We start from the raw sequence: 23,796 nt of genomic DNA, 5'->3' as shown, positions 1-23,796 counted from the left end.
GATTATTTAATGTGGCTTTTCAACTCTTTATAAAATTCCAAGCAGTCTTTGGAAAGTTTGTGATCTTTGGCTCCCCATACGATCCTGTGTCTTTGATTTTCCTTGACTTCCTCCAAAAAATAATAGCTATTGCCCGGGTGGTAGAAATCGATTTCCGAAAGACCGAGTTCCTCGATTCCCATAAAAAAGGCGCTGGCCTCTTTTTTTGAGAGCGCTTGTAGTTCTTTGGTCGTTTCGGTTACGGAATTGTGATGGAACAATTGTCCGTTTTGAAGAAGGATATAAGTGTCTACCATTCCTGCCATTCCGCCCCCCTTTCCGAAGACCAATTGCACATCGGGCAGCTCGTCAAAAGAGTAGCGCGGAGATTTACATCCCAGTAGGGCCAAGAAAAGTAAAATCGAAAATACTAGCGTCCGTTTCATTAGTTATTATATATTCGTTCTTTAAAGGTACCTGCGCGAGACACCGTGACCATTGGTTTTTAGGCGTTTGACCCGATAGTTTGGGCGAATACGGATTTGTTGATGGCAAGGTATTTTGAAAATGCCGCCCATGAAATACCGCCTTCGTTGTATTTTTTTCTACTGGTTTTCCGGTATATTGATTATGGGGTGTTTATTGTGCGGTATAGATATGGTATCTTGGCTATTGATAAATAAAAACCCATCGGACTAAATGCGTTCAACTGTATTTGTTTTCATTCTTCTTCTATCGTTTTTCGGGAGGTCTCAAACGGGGCGTGAAACGCGAATCGATAGCCTTGAAAATGCACTTAAAATGGCGGAGCACGATACCACCCGTGTACTTGTCCTTAGCGAACTGGCGCGAAGCTATGGCGGCGTAGATTCCTTAAAGTGCTTTGAAAACGGGTTTAAGGCCATCGGCCTAAGCAAAAAAATCAATTATTTAAGGGGAATGGCCGATGCCCACATTAACTTGGCTGGTGGTTATCTCGATTATTTTGACGTTGAAAATGCCAAAAAGTATTTTGAGGTCGGAAACCGTTTGGCCGATAAGCTCGTGGCCAAGGATTCTTCTGCGGCCAATATGAAAATTTGGTTGCGGGGCTATTACAATTTAGGGGTGGCCTACGGCTACGAAGGCAATGTCGCCAAAGAAATTGAAATGGCGGCGAAAACCATACCCATAGCACAAAAAATGGGCGATAAAATGTTCGTGGCGAACGGCAATACCAACCTGGCCGTAAAATACAATAGTCTAGCGATGTTGGACGAGTCTTACGAAATGTTCAAGATTAGCCAAAAACAGTTTCAAGAAATAGGCTCGCCCGAAGATATGTTATACCATAGCATCTCTTTTTCGTCATGTTTGGCGAGTATGGATTCTTTAGATCAAATGAAATCTGTTCTGGACATCGCAAAAATAAATCTGGACAAGATTCCCAACTCGTTCTATCGAGGGCCTTATTATGCGGAATTAGGACTCTATTACGGAAAGGTAGAGGAGTATGACAAGGCCTTGGAAGCCTTGGATACATCCTATGCGTTTTATCAAGGCAAAAAATCGTATCACTACTTAAAACTACTGTACCAAAGGTATGCCACGATTTATGCCAAAATGGGCGATTTTGAAAAAGCGATAGCCTATACTTTAAAGTACATCAACTTTAGTGATAGCGAACACTCCCCCTCCGACAAAGTAAATTCTTATTTTATCCTTGCCAAATATGAGGCCGCACTTGATAATTACAAGGATGCATACCATTACCTAAGGGATTATGTAATCGCGGTTGACAGCATTCGGGCGAGGCAATTGGGCAATGATATGCAACAGTTGGAGATACAGTACAAAACCGCAACCAAGGAGAAAGAAATACTTGCCCTAAAAAATGAAAGGAGCGAGGCCGCCCTTGCACTTCAGGTCAAGAGGTCACAAACCTACCTACTGGGAGCCATTGCCAGTTTATTGGCTTTATTGCTCTTTGTCGGTTTCTATGCGTACAACGACAAGCTCAGAAGGGCAAGAAAAAAGGAACGCGAGCAAGAGAAGGAAGTAGCACTTTTAAAGCAAAAGCAAGAAAACGAAGTATTTTCGGCCATGATAGAAGGCCAAGAAAAAGAACGCAAACGCCTTGCCATAGATTTGCACGATGGTTTAGGCGGAAGGTTGTCGGGCATTAGCCTTAACCTCTCAAAACTCAACAAAGACGAACCCAAGGAATATCCCAAGGCCCAATTGCAAAAGGTAACGAAGGACCTGAATGACGCCCTGACCGAATTGCGTTCCATTGCGCGAAACATGATGCCGGAAACCTTGGTCAAGTTCGGTCTTCAGGCAGCCTTAAAGGACTATTGCAGTAGCATGACCGGGAATGGCACCAAGGTTACCCTGCAGTTTTACGGTACCGAAAAAGGAATCGATCTCAATCAACAGGTGACCATGTACCGCGTTATTCAAGAATTGATCAATAATGCCGTTAAACACGCCAAGGCTACGGAAGTACTGGTACAATATATGAGGGATGGCAATAGGGTCGACATTACGGTTGAAGATAACGGCATAGGCTTAAACAAAAAAGATTTTGAAGAAAAGGAAGGTGGTATGGGCATCTCTAACCTTAGGACCAGGGTCGCCTACCTCAAGGGCGATCTGGAGTTCCACTCCGAAGAAAACGAGGGTACCACCGTTAATGTACAAATTACCGTAGATGCAGCATAAACCTATACAAATTTTAATAGTAGATGATCACCCCATGGTGATCGAAGGTCTTAAAACCTTATTGAGCGACGACAACCGGGTGACCGTCAAGACCCATTTTATGAACGGCACCGATACGCTTTCCTACTTGGAAAAGGATACCGCGGATGTTATTTTGTTAGATGTAAACCTGCCCGATATCAATGGGGTGGAAATGGTGACCAAAATTCTCAATATTAGGGCGAATATTGGTATTATCGGGCTGAGCACCTACAGCGAGCCGAGCATTATCAACCAAATGATCAAAAATGGGGTCAAGGGATACCTGCTCAAGAACGCCACGGCCGACGAGTTGGTCAATGCCATTTCGCAAGTGCACCAAGGCCATTTTTATTTCGGGAGCGAGGTGCAAAAAATACTTGCCGATTCGGTCACCCAAGAACACAACGATTTGCCCAAGTTGACCCGAAGGGAAAAGCATATCCTCACCTTGATCGCCGATGGAAAAACCACCAACAACATTGCCGAAGAACTGTTTATCAGTCCCCTTACCGTAGAGACACACCGGCGAAACCTTATGCAGAAATTGGAAGTTTCCAACGCGGCCTCCCTGATCAAAGTGGCAGTAGAGAAACAATTGATATAAAGGCAAATAAAAATCCTTTTTTAACAAAGCAGAAGAATGTTCTTAAAAGAATGGAAATAGGATATACAAACATCAAATAATTTAAGTCGACCATCTTTGCTACTATAACCATTCCAATATTTGATAAAATTAAATCATATTCCATATCAGGTATGTAAGATTTTCGTTACTTTTATTAAGAAGCAAACCCTCCTTACATGACCCAATCTACCTCCCCAAGCACTGAAAATCAGCATATTAAATCTCAAAAAAACGAATTTTCAATAATAGGCGTCGGAGCAAGTGCAGGAGGATTGGAGGCTTTAAAATCATTTTTTGAGGATCTACCCGCCAAATTTGCCCATAGCTTTGTGGTTGTTCAACACTTGAGCCCCGATTACAAGAGTCTTATGGGGGAACTCTTGTCTAAAAACACCGACATGCCCATAATCGAGGTCAAGAAAAAGACCAAGGTCGAACCTGGTACGATCTATCTTTTAACCCCTAAAAAAAATATATTCGTCAAGGATGGACACCTGCTCTTAGAGAACAAGCCCACGGATAGAACCTTGAACCTTCCTATCGATTTATTCTTCAAGTCCTTGGCCAGGGAAAAGACGAACAAGGCCATTGCCGTAATCTTAAGCGGAACAGGTAGTGACGGAACCTCTGGGGCAAGGGACATTAAGGAATTCGGTGGAATGGTTATGGTACAGGACCCCGAACAGGCCGAGTTTGAAAGCATGCCGCAAAATGCCATTAACACCCATTTGGTAGACTATGTCTTACCTACCGAACAAATGGGGGAAGAACTACAACGCTTCATGCAGCACCCTGCCGTATACGGATCTCTCGAAGAAAGTATTTTAAAGGACGAGGAGACCCTTATTAAGATTTTGAACTTTGTAAACAGTCAGACCAAATTAGACTTTGAATACTACAAGAGGCCTACTTTAATCCGGATGATTGCCCGAAGAATTGGTGTAAAACGCCTAGATTCCCTTCAAGAATACAAAGATTTCCTATTGGAAAGACCTGAAGAAGCCCACTTTTTGATAAGGGAATTTTTGGTCGGGGTAACCAGTTTTTTTAGGGATGATACGGTTTGGGATCTTTTGACCAATGAAATCATCCCCAAATTAATTTACGATAAAAAGAAAAATGACACCATAAAATGTTGGTGTGTTGGGGTAAGCAGTGGCGAAGAAGCCTATTCCTTGGCTATAATTATCAACGAGGAGCTCGCCAAACAAAATAAAAAAAACCTGGTCAAAATTTTTGCTACCGATATTGAGAAAAACCACCTCAAAGATGGCTCTAAAGGCATATATAACGAAAGTTCGGTTTCAAACATTCCCGAAAAGCGTTTACTTGCAAATTTCACGAAGAAAGGTGATAGTTACCATATTAATGAGAACATAAGGCGTATGGTCATTTTTAGCAAGCACAATGTGCTAAAAGACCCTCCTTTTAATAAAATGGATATTTCCTTTTGCCGAAATATGCTCATTTATTTGCAACCCGCCGCCCAAAATAAGGTGCTCGATGTATTGCACTACTCGCTAAACAGGAACGGCATTCTAGTACTTGGAAGCAGTGAATCTTTGGGCAGGCAAAAAAATGCTTTTGAGGAATTACATCGAAAACAAAAAATATACCGCAACATACGACCAGCCAAAATTTTAGGGCTTCAACCCTACAATTCAAAAAATACACTAAGAAATTCCTTCGGCACGGAAACCATAGGCTATGAGCGAAATACAAAACAGTTTATAGTAGAGGCTTTAAGTGACAATCTACACCTAGCTTCCATCGTAATCGATAGCAATTTCAACATTGTGGATGCTTATGGGGAACTGAGCAACTACATCAGCCTACCTAACAAAGGCTTCAGTATGAATCTTTTAAAAATGGTGCCTGAGAGTATAGCTATGGTGTTGAGCTACTCTATAAGAAAAGTAGGCACTACCAATCAAAAACTTAAACATGAAAATCTAAATTTTTCAACGGGTAAAGAACCTGTGATGGCCAATATGCACGTGGCTTCCTTCCAGAATCCCTTAAACAGCAACCCCTCGAATTTTTTGGTGATCATAAAGCCTGTTGAACTACAATCTTCCCACACTTTAGTGCTCGAAGAAACCAATGTTGCCCCAAAAAACACAAGAGAACGCGAACTAGAGTCCGAATTGAAAGAAACTAGGGAGAGTCTTAAAAATATGATCGAAGAGGTAGAGACCAGCAATGAAGAATTGCAAGCTACCAATGAAGAACTCTTAGCCTCAAACGAAGAGTTACAGAGCACCAATGAAGAGTTGCAAAGTGTAAACGAGGAACTACATACCGTAAATGCGGAACTTCAGGAAAAAATAGAGGAACTAGCAATGCTTAATTCAGATTTGGACAACCTTTTTAAAAGTACGGATATAGGCCCCGTATTTTTAGATAAGGAACTGAGAATACGAAAATTCACCCCTAGCGTAGCTAAGCACTTTAATCTATTAGAAAACGATGTCAATAGACCTCTCGAACACTTCGCCAGCTCGTTTCACAAGAACAACTATAAAGAGTTCATCTCAGATATTAAATCCGTAATAATCAACCATGTCCCTAAAGAAAGTGAAGTAAAAGATGCCAAGGGCCAATGGTTCTTGCAAAAGATCGTGCCTTTTCAAGATGGTGGAGGAAATGTGGCCGGAGCTACCTTAAGCTACGTTGACATCAACAAACTTAAATCGGCGGAACAACGCTTGCAAAACCAACAACTTGCCATTGAACAAACCACCGATAGTTTTTGGGACTTGAACATAGCCGATAATACCTATTATGTAAGTCATTCAATTGCCGAAGTTCTGGGTTACCATAAGGATGAAATCGAAGAAACTATCGAGTTTTGGAGCGCCTTGGCCCATCCTGGCGATTTGAAAATTCAAATAGAGGCCATGCAAAAGCATATTGACTCACAAGGCAAGGAACCCTATGCGGTGGAAACAAGATACAAACATAAATTGGGCCATTATGTTACCTTACTATTAAGAGGTAAAATTATGGAGTGGACAGAAGACGGACAGCCCAAAAGAATGATAGGCACCACGACCGATGTTTCCATGCTCAAAAAATTGCCTAAACTGGAACAGGACCTACTCGACCGAAACATGGTCTTTGAACAGGTGTTGGAAATAACCATGGCCGGTTTCTGGGACTGGAACATTGCCGAAAACAGCGAATACCTTAGCCCTACCTTTAAGAAAATGTTCGGTTATGAAGAACATGAAATGACGGGCTCCGCTGAATCATGGCAGAGAATCGTACACCCGGACGATTTGCCCGGTGTACTCGAAAAACTTGATGCCCATGTAAAAAGTAAGGGGGAAATACCTTACGATAATGAAATCAGGTACTTCCACAAAAACGGCAGCATTGTATGGGTATGGTGCAAAGGCTTGGTCATAGAATGGGGCGAGAACGGCGAACCCAAGAGAATGGTGGGCAGCCACATCAACATAACCCAGTTAAAGCAACTATCGCGAAGCAATAAGGAGCTAGAGCGCTTTGCTCATGTGGCCAGCCACGACCTACAGGAACCTTTACGTACCATACGTGATTTTGTAGCATTGTTCAAAGATGAGTACAATACCCTTCTCGACAATAGGGCCAACACTTATCTCGAATTTATAGAAGAGGCCTCCTCAAGAATGGGCGAATTGGTAAAAGTGATTTTGGCCTATTCAAAAATAGGGAGCAACACCAAAAAAGAAATCGTAAATTTAAAAGAGGTAGTCGAAAACGTGCAGAAAGACCTTCAAATCCGTATCGACTCCACCAAAACCAAAATTCTTATTAAGGAACTGCCTACCCTAACCGGACATAGGGTCGAACTGCATTCCCTTTTTCTTAACCTTATCGGCAATTCCATAAAATTTATAAGCAAAGATGAAAGTCCCAGAATAGAAATCGGCACCCTAACTTGTGAAAAGGGGGAACATATTTATATAAGGGACAATGGAATAGGAATAGACAAAAAAAACCAAGAACACATTTTTCAAGTATTTAAAAGATTGCACAACCAAGAAGATTATGAAGGTACCGGAATAGGTCTGGCACACTGTAAAAAGATCGTAGAGCTTCATAACGGAAAAATTTGGGTGGAATCAGAAATGGGAAAGGGAAGTACCTTTCACTTTAACTTAAATCTATAACTTTCTTTACTATGATAAATACCATCGTACTTGTAGACGATAACAACGCTACAAACTTCATTCACGAAACTTACTTAAGACGGGTCAATTGTGCGGAAAACATCTTGGCTTTTACTATGGGGCAAAAAGCTATCGACTATCTCAGCAATGCGGAAGACTTTCCCGAACTCATATTCATCGACATAAATATGCCCACCATGGATGCATGGGAGTTTATGGACCTATATAGTGAACTAGACCCAAAATCAAAGATCAATACCCGGGTAATCTTATTGACTACTTCCATTATACCCAGTGATGCCGATAAAATGACCAAGTATAGGGAAATCAAGGATATGATGTACAAGCCTCTAAACGAAGAAGCTATAAGGGGAATAATGCACGAGCACTTCAATCTTTCCTTTTAGACCTCCCTAGTTTTTGTCCATTTATATATCTACAACATGGCCTAGCCTTTTCTTCAATCCCTTAAGGTCTTCTACCGCCCTACCCTTTAGTTTGGGGCGGCCGATATCAAAGAGGTTCCGACCTTCTCCATGACCGATATTACCATCACCGATAAACAAAGAAAGCCAACACAGATACATCCGAGTTGGCCTTCTCCTTAATCAAAAATTATTTATGGCGCCCAGTTAAAGGTTACGTAAGACGCCTTGGAATGTGAGCTACGTCTAAAGACATAACCGGAAAAGCTTCCCAGAATAGCCCTATCCGAAGTTACCATTCGTATTCCATAGGCACAGTCAACATTGGCATTGATAGGATCGGCAGCCATATTATCGATTGTCGTCAACAACTTGCCTTTTCCAGGATCGCTAGCTCCTACAATCCCATTGCTATCGAGCTTGCCCCCTTCATCGTAGCGATTTACGGCAGGGGTTATCTTTATACCTGCAGAGGGCAAGTTTCCGCCAAATATCTCTAACGAAAAAGCGTTGAAGTGGTCATCTTTAAAATTACCATAAACCAGTACCTTTTCAGCTCCTTTGTACTTGCCACATTCTTTTACCTCACCCGCACTGTTCTTTACGGTAAGTCCCAGTTGTGGTATGGGGCTATCGGTAAAACCATAATGTTCTGGGTTTTTATTGTCCAAGAAAACCGAGACCTCGCATGATTGAATCGGTGTTTTTGAGGCGTCCGCACACTCTAAACGCAGGCGGTATTTACCTGTTCTACTTTCCGAATCCCAATTCGCCAGAGGGGTGTCGCTATAATTCCCCAAATCGTTATTATACTCATCTATACGGAACCATCCGTTTTCATCGGGTACGCGCAGGCCTATAGTGAACAATCCTTGCTTATACCTTCTTCCGTCTTCAACTACAGTCCATGAACTTTCGCTCTCTTTCCGGAAGAGCATTCGAAAATACTTGCTTGTCGGCACATTTATATGGCCCCAGATCGCAACAATATGTCCGAACGGACGGTCGAACAGATTTGGCGATAAGGTCGTACTGTTGATGTATTTACGAGCATAGCCATCGCTATTAATATCTTCGACCAAGACCTTGTTCACATGTTGGATCTCGCATTTATTATTGGCCCCATCATATGTTCTTACCTGAACGCGACATTCCTTAACATTGCCCCATGCAGGTCTATAATTCGGTCCGGTAGGAGCGACTTCCCAACTGAGGATGGCCCTTACCTTTATTATATTTTCCACCTTACATGATTTCAACTTTCTATCCATATCGTCTACCCGAAGATTCACCGCATACATTAAGGGGTTGACGTTTCTAGGGATGTCATGTACCTTAAAAAATCGGGTACCCTCGTGGCGATAGCCTAGACCATCGCCCCAATCGACATAAAAGGCAACATACTCTTCACTGCCCAAGCTACACAGATCGCCCTTATAACCATTTTGGCGTTTTACCGCTACTACCGCCTCGAGCGTATTTTGTTCGGGGAACAGGCCTACACAGCTCAGTTCCTCAAACGAAGTGTTGTACTTCAAGGGTTTAATCGGAAACAGCCATTTGGGATCGATCAACTTTGGCTTGAATTTTTCCAAGATCTCGGGCGGTAGCATATGGACTTGATCATAGGCACTCTGGATCTCGTTTTCATCTGCCATTCCCGCGTAATAATTCGGGTTCTTTAAAATGTTCTCCTTAAAATCGACACGGTCTTCCTCAAGGTCTTTTTTGTTATAGTCAAGCGAACCTTTCACTTTCTCTAGGAGTTCTTTCTTGAGATGCTGCAGGTCGCTATACGATTTTACGAGGCTTAGTTCCTTGAAATCACCTGTAAGAATCTCCCATGCTTTTTTACTTGGGTTAATTTGTACCCACGCCTCTTTTACATTACCCCAAGTAGGTACATAATGGGGTCCCATAGGTGGGGTATTCCAACTTAAAATAGCCCTTACCTTTACCAAGTAAGGGGTTTTACAGCTCTTTTTTTCAAAATCCACAACCTGTTTTACCGCATAGCACAAGGGGCCTTTTCGGGCCGCCCCGAGGTTATGTGCGCTTACCGAAACCGCTGGGCCGACTGGTTCAAATCCCGAACCATAGTCCACATAAAAAGCAATGAATTCCTTACTGCCAGAGCCGCATAGTTCACCTCCGTATCCGTAAGGCAATTTCACTTTAAAAACCGCCTCCAGTTCGTCGGTTTCAGGGTAGAGCCCTATACATTCAAGTTCTTCATACTTGGTATCTCCCTTCTTCGGCTGTATGACCGGTACCTTTATCGGTAGCTTTAGCTTTTCGAAGGCCCCAAAGTAATTCGGGTTGATGCTTACCAATGATTTGAACTGAAATCTTGAGAAGTCGTAAGATGCCGCCTGTATCGCCTCATCCGGCACGACAAGCTCAATCTGGTCTAAGCCGCCCCCTTTTGAAAAAATTTCGGAATCGGAAACAAAAATGGGCGCCCCGTCTTTGTTCAGCACTTGCAAGTAACCCTTGGGTTCCGATTCCTTTTTTGAGCTCTCAACGGCCAAACTGAACCGACCTTGCTTATCGGTTATTGCCGGTTTTACCCCTTTCATTTTAAGTAGGTTTCCGTCTACCAATTCTACGGCCAAGCCTTCTAACGAGCTACCGTCATTTTTACTAGATACCTTACCATAAAGCATCTGTTTAGATGATGATTTTACCATAACACTTTCATTTTTATATAGATTATTATCCTTTTTCCTATGTATCAAAGTCCGTAATACCCATTGATAAGGGCATTGGAGCTTAAAATTTTCTAGGGGGAATAATCGGGAGAAAGCTGTATCAAGCACTCAAGAATCGGCTTGTTCGTAAGGAAGGTGGTTGGTCTTGTCAATTACCGTATCACGGAAATCAACGAATCAAATATATACGGACTCCCGCATCTTGCGGAGTTAATTTGTATGGACCGTCATCATTTTTGTATAAACAGTACGCTTAAATCGATCAGGGTTAATCTGAACACCCAAAACAATCGCTTACTAAGAAGATGCCCCCTTAGCGATCATAAGTATACGTTTCGTTGAAAATTTCATACCCCCACATAGCTTCCGGCCAGCTTCAAAAGGAACTGATCCAAATCATGTTCCACCACCCTAACAAGAAGTAACTTTCACCTAAAATTGAGCTTCCTATTTATCCAGGATTTGGTGATAGACAGGAAGGCCCACAAGCAAATAAAACACCTCAATACATCCTATCAAAATATGTCTAAAAACGGAGAAGCACCAGGTGCTCCAGGAATTGAGGCCAAATGGAGCTCTAGCACAAAATCAGGAATCGGAAAGGCCCTCAATTCGGCTTCCGACGTAACTTTCACCCTTAGCCACGGTATTCTGAACGAAGCCTACTACCCACGTGAAGATATTGCCTGTATACGTGATATGGGACTCATCGTTACGGATGGACATGGATTTTTTTCTGAGGAAAAAAGAGATACGGAACACTTTACAAAAACAATCGAAGAAGGTATTCCCGCCTATCATATCGTCAATAGCGATCCCTCCGGGAAATTTAAGATTACCAAGGAAATCATTGCCGATCCTTTTCGCAATACTATTCTGCAACGTATAAGGTTCGAAGCAAACCATCCCGAATCCCCATTACAATTATTCGCATTGCTCGCACCCCATTTAAACAATGAAGGGGGCAACAACTCGGGCTGGCTTGGCGAGTATAAGGGGGTTGAAATGCTATTCGCCAAAAATGGCGACATAGCCGTGGCCATGGCCTGTTCCACCAAATGGCTGCATCGGTCCGTCGGCTTTGTAGGTACTTCGGACGGATGGACAGATTTACACCAACACGGTAAATTAAAATGGCAATATGAGCGTGCTTCGCGTGGGAATATCGCCCTTACCGGCGAAATAGACCTAAGCGAAAATGACTTTGTTTTGGCCATAAGTTTTGGCCGCACCCATTTAGAGGCGGCCAACCATGCCAGGTCGAGTATCCTAAACGGTTTTAACTCTGCAAAAAGACGATATGTACAAGAGTGGCAAACCTGGCAAAATACCTTGCCCAAAATATCTGCCAAAAATTTTAAGACAAGCGCCGCTACCCTACGTATGCACGAGGCCAAAAACTTTCCCGGTGGCATCATAGCGAGCCTTTCCATTCCTTGGGGAAACACCAAGGGAGACTCCGACAAAAGCGGTTACCACGTTGTATGGCCCCGTGACCTCGTGGAAAGTGCCGGTGGGTTCAACGCCCTTGAAACCAAGGCGGACATATCGCGTATTGTAAACTATCTGATGTCTACCCAAAATGCCGATGGGAGTTGGCCGCAGAATATGTGGCTTCAAGGGGAACCGAACTGGACCGGTATTCAAATGGACCAAATTGCCTTGCCTATTTTGGAAATGCTCAAAGGTTATTTGCGCAACACCATAGGAAAAAATCGTATGAAACGATATTGGCCCTTGGCCAAAAAGGCCCTTACCTTCCTATTGATAAACGGCCCTTATACCGACCAAGACCGATGGGAAGAAGAAAGTGGCTTTTCGCCCTTTACCATGGCCACAGAAATTGCCGCCTTATTGGCCGGGGCAGAACTGGCCGAGATAAACGGGGAAGAAACCTTAGCCGCCTATTGTCGCGAGACAGCCGATACTTGGAACGATACTATCGAATACCGAACCTATGTTACCGGTACGCCCTTAGCACAAAAACATGGGGTAGACGGCTATTACATCCGTATCAATCCCTTTGCCGATATTCCCGCTGCTGAATTGGGGGACAGAACGATCAATTTAAAAAATCATCATTTTGACCATGGCAAAACGCCCATTAACGAACTGATCAGCGTAGACGCATTGGCCTTGGTCAGGTTCGGCCTTCGTGCACCCGATGACCAAAGAATCTTAAATACCCTAAAAGTAATCGATGCCGAACTAAAAGTCGACACCCCCAATGGCAGCTGTTGGTACCGCTACAATAATGACGGCTATGGGGAACATGAAAACGGCGATCCTTATGACGGTACGGGAAAGGGTCGGGCATGGCCCCTATTGACAGGAGAAAGGGCCCATTATGAAATCGCCGCGGGCCATATCGAATCGGCCCGGAAACTCCTAAACGCTATGGATGCCTTTGCCAATAACGGCTTACTGCCCGAACAGATATGGGACAAAGACGATATACCCGAAAAGGGACTATATCGCGGTAGGCATACAGGGTCGGCAATGCCCCTGACATGGGCCCATGCCGAATACATCAAACTCTGTATTTCTATAGACCATAAAAAGGTATTTGATATGCCCGAACAAACCTGTGAAAGGTATTTGCGCAAAAACACCGTATCGGATTACCAAGTGTGGCGATTTGATAACGGAACCCGTGTCTTACCCAAGGGAAAAACATTACGGATCGAGACCTTGGCCGATTGTACCCTTCATTGGACGGACGACCATTGGAAAACCACCTATCAAACGCAGGCAAAGCACCTTAATATCGGACTATTTATCACCGACATTCAGCCCTGCCACAAAGAGGCCACATCCTTGGAGTTCACATTTTATTGGAAAGAAGCGAAGAAATGGGAATGCAAAAATTTTTCGGTGCGTATTGAAAACGAATGAGTTTTATGGAAGGGCTTTTCAACCTAATTTAACAGAAAGTATTGCGCTAAACCTGAATCATCAGTTCTAAACGGCCGTCTCCCCCTTGTTTAAAATTCGTTTTAGCAAAATGGAGTATATCGGAGCATTACCAAGCATTGTCGTACAGACCGAAGCCGTAACCGCAGTAAAAATCAGAGGTAAAATCAACTCATAGTTTGCCGTCATCTCAACCGAAAGGGCCAATCCCGTAAGCGGGGCCCTAATGGTCGAGGCAAAGATACCGGCCATACCCGCAACACCAAAGATGGCCGGGTCTTGAACCACATCCGGAAAAAAATATTGGGCCATCCCGCCAAAAAGCATTCCCGAAATTACCCCTAGCGTTATAAGGGGCGTGAAAATCCCTCCCGGCACCCCTGACCCATAACTCATAATCGAAAGGAAAAACCGCACCACAAATAAGGCCAGTAGAAATTTTAAGGTAAAGGAATCGCTGTAAGCATTCGCAATGGTGCTATATCCCGAACCGATCATATCTTCGGAATACAGCCCTACGGCAGTAATGACAAAGGCGATACCCAAAGCAATGACCATAGGGTTTATCCTTATTTTTTTAAAGAAATCCAAAGCTTCGATCAACAGTTTATTGAAAGCGATCCCAATAAAGCTAAGTATGAGTCCGAATACCACGAACAGCCATAGTCCCGATAAGTCTTCAAAAGTAAAAATCGTAGTTTTTAGTATCGGCCCGCTTCCTACCAAGAACCTGACCACCATATCGGCAGAACCGGCACCGATCATAAGTGCCGCAAGCGAATAAAAATTGAACTTAAAATGCCCGTTCATTTCCTCTATGACAAAAATAATTCCCGAAAAAGGGGCATTAAAGGCACTTGCCAAACCAGATGCGGCCCCTGTACTGATCAAAGGGTTATCTTCCTCCACAGATTGTTTAAAAACATCTTCCACCATTTTGCCTACGTTGGCCCCTATTTGAACGGTCGGTCCTTCACGGCCTAAGAGCAAGCCGCTACTCAAGGAGAATATTGAGGCAAAAAACTTTATCGGTAACACCTTGCGCCATCTCACAGCTCGTACACCATCAAGGGCGCCTTCTATTTCCTGAATACCACTGCCCGCGGCTTCAGGTGCGTATTTTTTTACCAAGAATATGGAAAACCAGATACCGAAAAAAGTAAAAAGCATAGGCCAAAACCAATCTTGCCATAGCTGATCGGCCTGTCCTATTTGAAATGTTGTCCTAAAAGTTGATAATCGCGCAAGCACCAACCTAAAAATCGAACTCAAAAGGCCGGTGATCACACCTATCAAAAGGGCATTCAACAAAAGCTTATAATTCCTTATGTCAAGGTTTACCGACCGATCTTTACTACTTGTTCCGTTTCTATTGCCCATTGATTTCATATAAACTCCCCCATAGAAAAACGGGATCGCACAAAATTAAACCTTGGCTATGCCAACAAGAATGACCCACATCAGCATTTTGACCAATATGCTTTTTTTTCTTGGCATGACCCAAATCATTCAAAACCCCTCGTAAGACCTTTACATTTGAGGTTACGCATGTAACCAATTCAGAAAATAGATTTGAACTTCAAGACTCCAAAAAAGATAAGGCAATGGCTGATCGAGATCGGGGAGCTCTCCTATTTCGCGGCTCGTTTTTTCAAGGAAGCCTTGCGGCCACCGTATGAATTCAATGAGTTTTTGAGACAGTGTTATCAAATTGGCTATCGATCCCTCACCTTGGTATTGGTCACCGGTTTTATTATTGGCCTGGTCATGGACCTACAATCACGACCGACCATGATACAGTTCGGTGCCGTTTCTTGGATGCCCAATATGGTAGGAATCTCGATCGTACGCGAACTCGGGCCCGTAATCACCGCCTTGGTCTGTGCCGGAAGGATATCTTCGGGTATAGGTGCGGAACTGGGATCGATGCGGGTTACCGAACAGATTGACGCCATGGAAGTATCGGGAACCAACCCTTTTAAATTTTTGGTGGTCACACGCGTTATGGCATCTATAATGATGCTCCCCCTACTTGTGGTCGTGAGTGATGCCGTTGCCCTTTTCGGATCGGCCTTGGTTGAAAATATAGAAGGAAACGTTTCCTTTCAGCTCTATTTCAATACTGTTTTTGATGTACTGACCTATACCGATATTATACCCGCTACCATCAAGACCTTCTTTTTTGGTTTTGCCATTGGAATCGTAGGTTGCTACAAGGGCTTTTACAGTAAAAAGGGAACGGCAGGTGTCGGTATTGCCGCCAATACGGCCGTAGTAATGGCTTCCTTGCTCTTGTTCGTTATTGATTTTGTGGCTGTTTTTATCTCGAATATTTTTTATGACGTATGATGGATGAAGAGAAAAACATACCCGTAAAGGATCGTCCTAAAGCCCCTACAAAGGAGGTGATCATGGAAATCAAAGATCTCTATAAGAGTTTTTCGGGCCATAAGGTGCTCAATGGCTTCCATATGAAATTGCATAAGGGCGAGAACCTAGTGGTCATGGGGAAATCGGGCTCGGGAAAATCAGTGATGATAAAGTGTTTGGTGGGTCTTATTCAACCCGATACGGGGTATATTTCGGTTATGGGGAAGGAAATTAAAAACCTAGATCGCGAAACCCTCGATGAACTCCGCTCCGATATCGGTTTCCTATTTCAGGGAAGCGCATTGTACGATTCAATGACGGTACGTGAAAATTTGGAGTTCCCTTTACGACGGCACAAGGAGAAATTCGGAAAACAGACAGATACCCAGGCCTTGGTAGTCGAAGCCTTGGAAAATGTGGGGCTGGCACATACCATCGACCTGATGCCAGAAGAACTGTCGGGAGGAATGAAAAGAAGGGTAGCCTTGGCCCGAACATTGATCTTACGCCCAAAAATCATTCTTTACGATGAGCCTACAAGCGGCTTAGACCCGATCACTTCCAAGGAAATCATTGAATTAATGCGCAACATACAGTTAAAATATGGCACCTCTTCATTAATCATAACACACGATGTCGATTGTGCCAGGGTCATCTCGGACCGAATGATCCTATTGGTCGATGGTATCAACTACGCCGAAGGTAGCTACGCCCAACTCTCACAATCTAAGGACCCCAAAATAGAGGCCTTCTTTAAAAAATAGATTATGGAAAAATCAGCATCGGAGAAATTTAGGTTAGGGATTTTTGTTCTCATAGGTACGGCACTACTGGTTCTGGTCATCTATTTCATCGGAAACCAACAAAACATGTTCGGCAATAGCTTTACCCTAAAGGTTAGCTTTAAGAACATACGGGGGCTACAGAATGGCAACAATGTTCGTTATGCCGGTATCAGCATCGGTACGGTAAAGTATATTGAAATGATCAACGATACCACAATCGAGGTAGATATGCTCATCGATGCCAAAATGCAAAAACACATCAAAAAAAACGCTATAGCCAATATCGGCTCAGATGGCCTAGTGGGCAGTATGATCATTAACATCGTTCCTGGCGTAGGCGAAGCACCCTATGTTGAATCTGGGGATGAAATCAATTCGTTTAGTGGAGTGGCCACTGCGGATATGATGAATACCTTAAGCGTAACCAATGAAAATGCCGCCCTATTGACCGAGCAGCTCCTTCATATTACCCGCTCTATCAATAACGGAGACGGAACCTTGGGCCGTTTACTCAATGACACGCTTATGGGAGGTGACTTAAAACAGACCTTGGTCAACCTAAAACAGACCAGTAACGATGCCCGCACGACCATGCATAAACTAAATGAACTTGTACAACATTTCAATTCAAAGGAAAGTGTTGCCGGAACCCTCTTGGGCGACTCGCTTTCCGGGGCAAAAATCCGAAATGTATTGGATAACCTTGAAAACGCATCCGTAGAAATTGAGGGAACCGCAAAAAACCTCAACACCATAGTAGACCGGATAAACAAAGGCAAAGGGGCCATAAACTATTTGGCAACGGATACCACCTTGGTACACCAGCTTCAAAACTCCGTAAAGAACGTAGATGAGGGGCTGGTCAAATTCAACGAAAACATGGAAGCCTTAAAACATAATTTTTTGACCCGTGGCTATTTCAAAAAACAGGAAAAGCAACAGGAAAAGAATCAAAAACAATAAATGCGTAATTACAGTAAACACCTAGTAAAGACGTATAGAAGCTATACTCTTTTAATCGCCCCATGATGATATGACATAAATCATATGGCGTTTTTTAATACTGTAATACCTTCACCCCTGTTAACCGATTTGCCCGCATACAAACGGATAAGACCTAGCTAAATAATTGAAAAACAAATGGCTGAATTAAATAATTAGCTTAACTTAAACATGAAGTTCCCTTCCAATAAAATAGAAGCCCCATCATTCAAACCTTAATACTTATAAAACACCCCATTTATGAATGAAATCTCAGTTAGTGAAAGTACCAGTATCCTTAGAAAAAATTACACCGGCCATCTGGCGTATATCTCAGACGGAAAACCCTATGTAGTACCCATAACGTACTATTTCGACCCTGAGGACAATACTCTCATAAGCTACACCACGGAAGGTCATAAAGTGAATGCATTGAGAAAAAATTCATCCGTTTCCCTGGTAGTGGAAGAAATCCAATCCATGGTGAATTGGGAATCCGCCCTTGTCCTTGGCGAATTTGAAGAGCTTAATGGCGAAAAGGCCAAAGAGAAACTTCATACCTTTGTAGAAGGCATAAAAGGGATTATCCATAGGCAGGAGCATAAAAATGTTGAATTTATCAATGAGTTTTCAAGTAAATCCTATTCTAGGGGCAATCCTATCATATATATAATCAAAATCCTTGAGATTACCGGTAGGCGTCGCGAGACCTAAAAAAACTATGATGGGGTTAATGAACACGGAACACCTATCCAAATCTGGAAACAGGTATAAACCGGCCTTTAGCGTGCCATAGTACCCTTGGTCGATACGCTTGGTGTTAGCCCCCCAACTTCCTGTCTTTCTTCAGGGCCGTAAAACCGGAGACCACATCAAAAAGTTCTTCGTCTATTGAACTTTGCCTTAAACGATGATAGGTGTGGCCTATATCATCGAGCAATTCTTCAATGTTCTTTTCTGCGCGTTGCATGGCATTCAACCTGCTTAAATTTTCACAGGCCAATGATTCCGTACAGGTTTTATATAGGCTAACAAAGAGATATTCACGAATTAAACTCCCTATAAGCCTAGCACTGTCGCCAATCACTTCGGGTTGTTTTGGGGAAGGCCATTTTAAGCGTCCGTTTTCTTGTTGCCATTTTACATCTAGGGGAAATAGACGTGATTTTTCCTGTCGGTAAGAACCTTCCTTTTCCAAATGGTTATGAAAAAGGTAGTACTCATCTATGCTTCCATTCTCATGGTTTTCCTCTATCTGCAGCAAAATAGACCCGATAAGGGCGGTAATGGCGTGAATGGAGTTGGGTAGATTGAATTCCTTGGTTACGGTCATGCCCCTATCCTTCAACAATAGAGGTACGCGCACCCCTACGGTCCAGATTTCCATTTTCCCCTCGTGAGCGGATAAGGACTCTTGCACGTATTCCGAAAGGGCATCGTTAAACTGCCCGACAAAACCTTGATCCGATCCAAAAACAATAGCGCAAATAGATTTCGGGCCTTTTTTAGGGTTTTCGCCCTGCTTTACAATAGGGCTTTCCAATCCGATGTATTTTAAATATGCTACAAGTCCCCAAGAAACGTTGGCCCAATAATCCCCTAAAGATTCCATGGCCCTTTCATACTGGCCAATATTAGCGGCGGCCATAGCCTTCATAGTACGCACTATGGAGTTAAGCTCCTTGGCCCCGGTAATCTGTCTCGTTAAACTTTCCAATGAATCCATGCCTCTTATTTTTGGTGCTTACCCTTCCGCTTGAAAGGCGCTAAGTGCCCTTTTGGCTGCCGCTAATATGCTTTCCCGCCCAGTCTCGTCTACAACATCATTAGAGTAAAAGCTTTTTTGAACGGACTCAGGCAAGGCGTCTATGTTTTTTATGACCGCCTTTTCGGCCTCATGCATATCTGCAATAGGAATCGTATCAAAAAGGCCTTGGGTGAGGGCCAGAAGTACACCTATTTGTTCCGCTACGGATAAGGGTTCTAGTTCATTCTGTTTGAGAACTTCCCGAATACGCTTACCGTGTTCTATCACCTTTTTTGTTTCTTCATCTAAGTGGGAACCAAAACGGGCAAAGGTCTCCAATTCCTCAAACTGGGAAAACCCAAGTTTTAAGTCGCCCGTAATGGCCCTATAGGCCGGTAGCTGGGCCTTTCCCCCCACTCGAGAAACCGATTTACCCACCTCAACCGCAGGTAGAATACCCAATTCAAATTGTTTGGGCGATAGATAAATCTGTCCATCGGTTATTGAAATCAAATTGGTAGGTATATAGGCCGAAATGTTCTGTGCCTCGGTTTCGATTATAGGAAGGGCGGTCAACGAACCACCTCCGAGTTCTTCGCTTAAATGAGTAGAACGCTCCAACAGTCGGGAATGGATATAAAATATATCGCCGGGAAAGGCCTCGCGTCCCGGAGGTCTTTTCAACAATAGGGAAAGCTCACGATACGCCCTAGCGTGGTTCGTTAAATCATCATAAACGATAAGCACATCCTTCCCCATCTCCATAAAATATTCGGCTATACTCGTAGCCGCATAGGGAGCAATATATTGAAGCCCTGGTGAATTATTCCCCTCGGTTACCATAACGATGGTATACCCCATGGCTCCATTTTCCTTTAAATCGGCAATAACCTTGGCAATCGATGATGCCCGTTGCCCAATGGCGCAATAGACACAAATGACATCTTTATCTTTTTGATTGACTATGGTATCTAAAGCAATGGCCGTCTTCCCGGTTTGCCGATCACCCAAAATCAATTCCCTTTGCCCCCGCCCTATGGGAATAAGGGCATCTATTACCTTAATTCCCGTTTGTAAGGGCATGCTGACCCCGGCACGGTCCATAATAGGTGTCGCACTCCTTTCGATAGGTAGTCTTTTTTCATAGGAAATCGCCCCTTTTTCATCCATAGCCTGGCCCAATGGCCCAATGACCCTTCCAAGGAGGGCCTTGCCCACAGGAACGTCCATTACGCGATTCGTACGTTCAACAAGGTCACCGGTATTTAAATCGGAATCCTCTCCCAAGAGAATGGCGCCGATTTCATCTTCATCGATATTAAAGGCAATACCGTACAAGTCTCCCGGGAATTTCAACAACTCCTCATATCCCGCATTAGGCAAGCCCGATACTTTTACCACACCGGCGGAAACGCTGGTAACACGCCCTATTTCTTTTGGCGATAGCTTGAACTCGTGATGTTCCGTTTGTTTGGCAAGTTCATTAAACGTATCGTCTACTAAACCCTTATAATCCGTTGCTCCCATTTCATTTCGATTTCCGTTCTATCTAGCTTTCTATTTCCACAGCTTCTTCAAAAGGTTTTAAATAGTCCCTTATACTCCAAGACAACCTATAACCATTCGACAACATTTCAATTCCGTTGATCAATTCCGGTCGGGTTTTAAACTCAAGAACAGCTTCTGTTTTCAACAAGCCTTTTACCGCGGTTCGTATGGCTTCCCGTTGTTTTTCCGATAGCGGAAAAGTACTGTGTACCAATATGGGTTTGCCTCCCTCAAGGGCTTTTGAAAGTTTTATTTTTTCATCGGCTTGCAAGCCCTTTATTTTATTTAAAAAGACCTCAAGGGTTTGCCCTTCCAGACTAGCGGACGACAGGTCTTTCAGGGTTTTTCGGGTAATATCGAGCACTTTGCCCTTTATCCTTTTCGCCATACCATTGTTTTTGATGGTTTGGTCTTCGGCAAAAGCCTTTTCCAAGCGCTCCTTCAGTTCATTGGCTTCATTTCTCGCATTTTCCCTTAGCCTATCCCCTTCGGCCTTGGCTTCCATAGCTGCCTTTCGCATTAACTCATCCTTCTCCTTATCAAAAATCTCATTTTTGTGGTTGAATTCGTCCCTTGCCTTGGCCGCTTCCCTTTTTTGCGATTCAGCATCCAAGAGTTGCTTCTTTATATTCGTTTCCCGTTCATCTATGGAAGCTAAAATGGGCCTATAGAGAAAACGTTTCAATAACCACATCAACACCAAGAAATTGATGATTTGGGCTATTACGGTAAACCAGTCGATTTTCATGTTTTATTTATTTAGCGATGAAATGGTTCCAGAAAGGATTGGCGAAAATCAAGATCATTGAAATCACAAAACAATAGATGGCCAAAGATTCAAGCATGGCCAGCCCCACAAAAAGCGTTCGCGTCACCGTCTGACTTGCGTCGGGTTGTTGGGCCATTGAAGTCAATGCCGTTGAAATAGACTTACCCTGCCCCAGTGCCGGTATCATACAACCGATTCCCGTTGTTATACCTGCGGTAATAATTGAGACCATAGCGATTATCGTAGTATTATCCATAGTGTTAAATTTTATTGTTAAACCAGTTTTGAATTAATTTAAAAAAGGAATACCCTTCCTTGTCATTTTGAGTTCGTTACCCTTATAGATTTGTGTTTCATTTTCTTGACCCGAGCCTTCTTTTTGTCCGATTCCTCGGTTGCGGCAGCAATATAAACCGTTGCCAAAATGCTAAATATATAGGCCTGTATAACCCCTGTTATAAGCCCTAAAACCGTCATTAACACCGGAAAGAACAAGGGCGCTATACTCAAGAGGATGCTTACAATAAGTCCCCCGCTCATTATATTACCGAAGAGGCGAACCGCCAATGCCAAGGTACGAGACACTTCACTAATAATGTTAAAGGGAAGCATTATGAACGTAGGCTCTATAAAGGTTTTCAAATAGCCCAAGACCCCGTTTTCCGCAATACCGAAAAGGGGTGTCGCCAGAAAAACACAGAGCGCCAAAGCCACCGTGGTAGACAGGGAACTGGTGGGCGGTTCATAGCCTGGGAAAATAATACACAAATTGGCAAAGGCAATGAAAATGAACAGGGTTCCAATAAAGCCCAAAAACTTTTCCGACTTCTTTAGTCCCACTTCCTTTATCTGTTGGTTCATTCCGGTTACGAGCATTTCCAAAATGCATTGCCACCGCGATATCTTTAAATCGCTACGCAGTTTTCGGGTTACCAAAACAGATGCCACCACCAGTACGAACATTAACACCCAAGTGGTGACCAAGGTTAGGTTAATGGTGATAAAGCCATTTTGCCAAAAAATCGTTTCGTCAGGACTCAGTTCCATATCAATATTCCTTTTCTACAGGTACGGGTTTCATCGCTTTGGTCTTGGTCATCCGAATGACCATAAAACGGGCGGCAACAAAGCCCAAAAGACAAATCAACATATACTTAAAATTGTTTTGGCCCATATAATAGAATCCCAAAAGGGTAAGGCCCACCCTTATGAACAAACTTCCCAAATACCACAATACCGGCTTTTTAGACGATAGCATCTTTTTTGATGTAAACCAGAGACCTCCAAAAAACAGGAATCCAAGGCAAGCTCCACCAAAGAGCACGGATAAGGTCATTACTAAATCATTCATCTTTTTTATTTTTATGTTCGTGCATTGATTTATTCTCTTTGTCTATCCACTGCCAGGCAAGGGCACAACCGACAAACAGACCGGCAAGTAACAAGGTCAGCGTCCATGAAAAAGTCTGTGGGTATCTCTTGTCCAACCATAGTCCTAACACAGCTCCCAATACGGTCGGTACGGCAACGGACCACCCCACCATCCCAAAAGTGCCAAAGCCCCTCCACTCACTCCTTTTCTCTTCATTTCGGGCCTGTAACATTTGTTTTTCCTTACTATCCACTTGATCTAAAAAGCCCTTTCCCCTTTTCTTATTCACGGTTTTCCCACTCATGATTGACGAAGTTTTTTAATCCCTTGAATAAATTCACTTTCCAGTTTGGCCACCGCCTTCCGCACGTCTCTTTCCTTTTCATCTAGATCGATAAATTCTCGCTCTACGGCATCCCTTAATTTTCCTAGATCAGCCCCCGCAATGGCATTTCGTACCGATATCCCTACATAGGCGTCCCTTTTCGTGAGTATACCTTCATCCACCGCTACATAGTGTTCTTGTCCATCCTCCGTCTCATATATCAATATTCCCGGAACCAGCGCGGCAACGCAATCGAGCCTATGGGGCAAAAAACCGTAGGAACCGGCATTGGTATCTACTACGATACGCCGCACCCCTGAAATTTTCAGGAATATCTTAAACGGAAGTAAAATATGTAGCTCCAT

Annotated in this window: 20 protein-coding genes; 9 read left to right on the top strand and 11 right to left on the bottom strand. The window is 43.4% G+C overall.

Annotated features, from left to right (window positions below):
* Positions 1-2 precede the first annotated feature (2 nt).
* Positions 3-425, bottom strand: a complete 423-nt coding sequence (locus B4Q04_RS07450; protein ID WP_088696443.1) for a hypothetical protein — start codon at positions 423-425, stop codon at positions 3-5.
* Between the two features lie 253 nt (positions 426-678).
* Between B4Q04_RS07450 and B4Q04_RS07445 the strand changes: the two genes are divergently transcribed.
* The 4 genes from B4Q04_RS07445 to B4Q04_RS07430 all read left to right on the top strand — a co-directional run bounded on the left by B4Q04_RS07445 (position 679) and on the right by B4Q04_RS07430 (position 7,892).
* Complete coding sequence (locus tag B4Q04_RS07445; RefSeq protein ID WP_088696442.1) at positions 679-2,682, top strand: sensor histidine kinase; 2,004 nt, start codon at positions 679-681, stop codon at positions 2,680-2,682.
* On the top strand, positions 2,672-3,307 hold the full coding sequence (locus B4Q04_RS07440) for a response regulator (protein WP_088696441.1): 636 nt from the start codon (positions 2,672-2,674) through the stop codon (positions 3,305-3,307). Before B4Q04_RS07445 ends, B4Q04_RS07440 begins: the two co-directional genes overlap by 11 nt.
* A 197-nt stretch (positions 3,308-3,504) precedes the next feature.
* Positions 3,505-7,485 carry a chemotaxis protein CheB gene (locus B4Q04_RS07435; protein WP_088696440.1) on the top strand — a complete coding sequence of 1,327 codons (3,981 nt, stop codon included), beginning with the start codon at positions 3,505-3,507 and terminating at the stop codon, positions 7,483-7,485.
* Positions 7,486-7,496: 11 nt separating this feature from the next.
* Complete coding sequence (locus B4Q04_RS07430) at positions 7,497-7,892, top strand: response regulator (protein ID WP_088696439.1); 396 nt, start codon at positions 7,497-7,499, stop codon at positions 7,890-7,892.
* A 212-nt stretch (positions 7,893-8,104) separates the two neighbouring features.
* On the opposite strand, the gene B4Q04_RS07425 is transcribed toward B4Q04_RS07430, so the two are convergent.
* Positions 8,105-10,600, bottom strand: a complete 2,496-nt coding sequence (locus B4Q04_RS07425) for a hypothetical protein (RefSeq protein WP_123772343.1) — start codon at positions 10,598-10,600, stop codon at positions 8,105-8,107.
* 543 nt (positions 10,601-11,143) lie between these two features.
* Here B4Q04_RS07425 and B4Q04_RS07420 point away from each other — a divergent pair.
* Positions 11,144-13,516 (top strand): glycoside hydrolase family 15 protein, encoded by a 2,373-nt coding sequence (locus B4Q04_RS07420; protein WP_088696786.1) that lies wholly within the window; start codon positions 11,144-11,146, stop codon positions 13,514-13,516.
* Positions 13,517-13,582: 66 nt separating this feature from the next.
* Here B4Q04_RS07420 and clcA read toward each other — a convergent pair whose 3' ends face one another.
* Positions 13,583-14,914, bottom strand: a complete 1,332-nt coding sequence (gene clcA, locus B4Q04_RS07415) for a H(+)/Cl(-) exchange transporter ClcA (RefSeq protein WP_088696437.1) — start codon at positions 14,912-14,914, stop codon at positions 13,583-13,585.
* Positions 14,915-15,106: 192 nt separating this feature from the next.
* On the opposite strand from clcA, the gene B4Q04_RS07410 reads away from it, so the two are divergent.
* From B4Q04_RS07410 to B4Q04_RS07395, 4 genes are all read left to right on the top strand, one after another.
* A complete protein-coding gene (locus B4Q04_RS07410; RefSeq protein ID WP_013995211.1) occupies positions 15,107-15,883 on the top strand; it encodes an MlaE family ABC transporter permease in 777 nt (258 codons plus the stop codon).
* Positions 15,883-16,668 (top strand): ABC transporter ATP-binding protein, encoded by a 786-nt coding sequence (locus tag B4Q04_RS07405; protein ID WP_088696436.1) that lies wholly within the window; start codon positions 15,883-15,885, stop codon positions 16,666-16,668. Before B4Q04_RS07410 ends, B4Q04_RS07405 begins: the two co-directional genes overlap by 1 nt.
* Positions 16,669-16,671: 3 nt before the next feature.
* Positions 16,672-17,652 (top strand): MlaD family protein, encoded by a 981-nt coding sequence (locus tag B4Q04_RS07400; RefSeq protein ID WP_088696435.1) that lies wholly within the window; start codon positions 16,672-16,674, stop codon positions 17,650-17,652.
* 279 nt (positions 17,653-17,931) lie between these two features.
* A complete protein-coding gene (locus B4Q04_RS07395) occupies positions 17,932-18,384 on the top strand; it encodes a pyridoxamine 5'-phosphate oxidase family protein (protein WP_013995208.1) in 453 nt (150 codons plus the stop codon).
* A 106-nt stretch (positions 18,385-18,490) separates the two neighbouring features.
* Here B4Q04_RS07395 and B4Q04_RS07390 read toward each other — a convergent pair whose 3' ends face one another.
* From B4Q04_RS07390 to B4Q04_RS07355, 8 genes are all read right to left on the bottom strand, one after another.
* Complete coding sequence (locus B4Q04_RS07390) at positions 18,491-19,396, bottom strand: F0F1 ATP synthase subunit gamma (protein ID WP_013995207.1); 906 nt, start codon at positions 19,394-19,396, stop codon at positions 18,491-18,493.
* Between the two features lie 18 nt (positions 19,397-19,414).
* Positions 19,415-20,944, bottom strand: a complete 1,530-nt coding sequence (locus B4Q04_RS07385) for an alternate F1F0 ATPase, F1 subunit alpha (RefSeq protein WP_088696434.1) — start codon at positions 20,942-20,944, stop codon at positions 19,415-19,417.
* A gap of 22 nt (positions 20,945-20,966) precedes the next feature.
* Complete coding sequence (locus tag B4Q04_RS07380; protein WP_013995205.1) at positions 20,967-21,713, bottom strand: F0F1 ATP synthase subunit delta; 747 nt, start codon at positions 21,711-21,713, stop codon at positions 20,967-20,969.
* A gap of 7 nt (positions 21,714-21,720) precedes the next feature.
* A complete protein-coding gene (locus B4Q04_RS07375; RefSeq protein WP_013995204.1) occupies positions 21,721-21,990 on the bottom strand; it encodes a F0F1 ATP synthase subunit C in 270 nt (89 codons plus the stop codon).
* Positions 21,991-22,052: 62 nt separating this feature from the next.
* On the bottom strand, positions 22,053-22,781 hold the full coding sequence (locus B4Q04_RS07370; protein WP_013995203.1) for a F0F1 ATP synthase subunit A: 729 nt from the start codon (positions 22,779-22,781) through the stop codon (positions 22,053-22,055).
* A 1-nt stretch (position 22,782) separates the two neighbouring features.
* Positions 22,783-23,085 carry an ATP synthase subunit I gene (locus B4Q04_RS07365; protein WP_088696433.1) on the bottom strand — a complete coding sequence of 101 codons (303 nt, stop codon included), beginning with the start codon at positions 23,083-23,085 and terminating at the stop codon, positions 22,783-22,785.
* Positions 23,078-23,410, bottom strand: a complete 333-nt coding sequence (locus B4Q04_RS07360; protein ID WP_088696432.1) for an AtpZ/AtpI family protein — start codon at positions 23,408-23,410, stop codon at positions 23,078-23,080. The genes B4Q04_RS07365 and B4Q04_RS07360 overlap by 8 nt, the downstream gene beginning before the upstream one ends.
* Positions 23,407-23,796, bottom strand: coding sequence for a F0F1 ATP synthase subunit epsilon (locus B4Q04_RS07355; RefSeq protein WP_013995200.1), 390 nt, complete (start codon positions 23,794-23,796; stop codon positions 23,407-23,409). Before B4Q04_RS07355 ends, B4Q04_RS07360 begins: the two co-directional genes overlap by 4 nt.

Origin of the sequence: Zobellia sp. OII3 (genome assembly GCF_002211465.1) — a bacterium.
Lineage (GTDB): Bacteria > Bacteroidota > Bacteroidia > Flavobacteriales > Flavobacteriaceae > Zobellia > Zobellia galactanivorans.
This window is presented reverse-complemented; position numbering and strand designations above follow the sequence as displayed.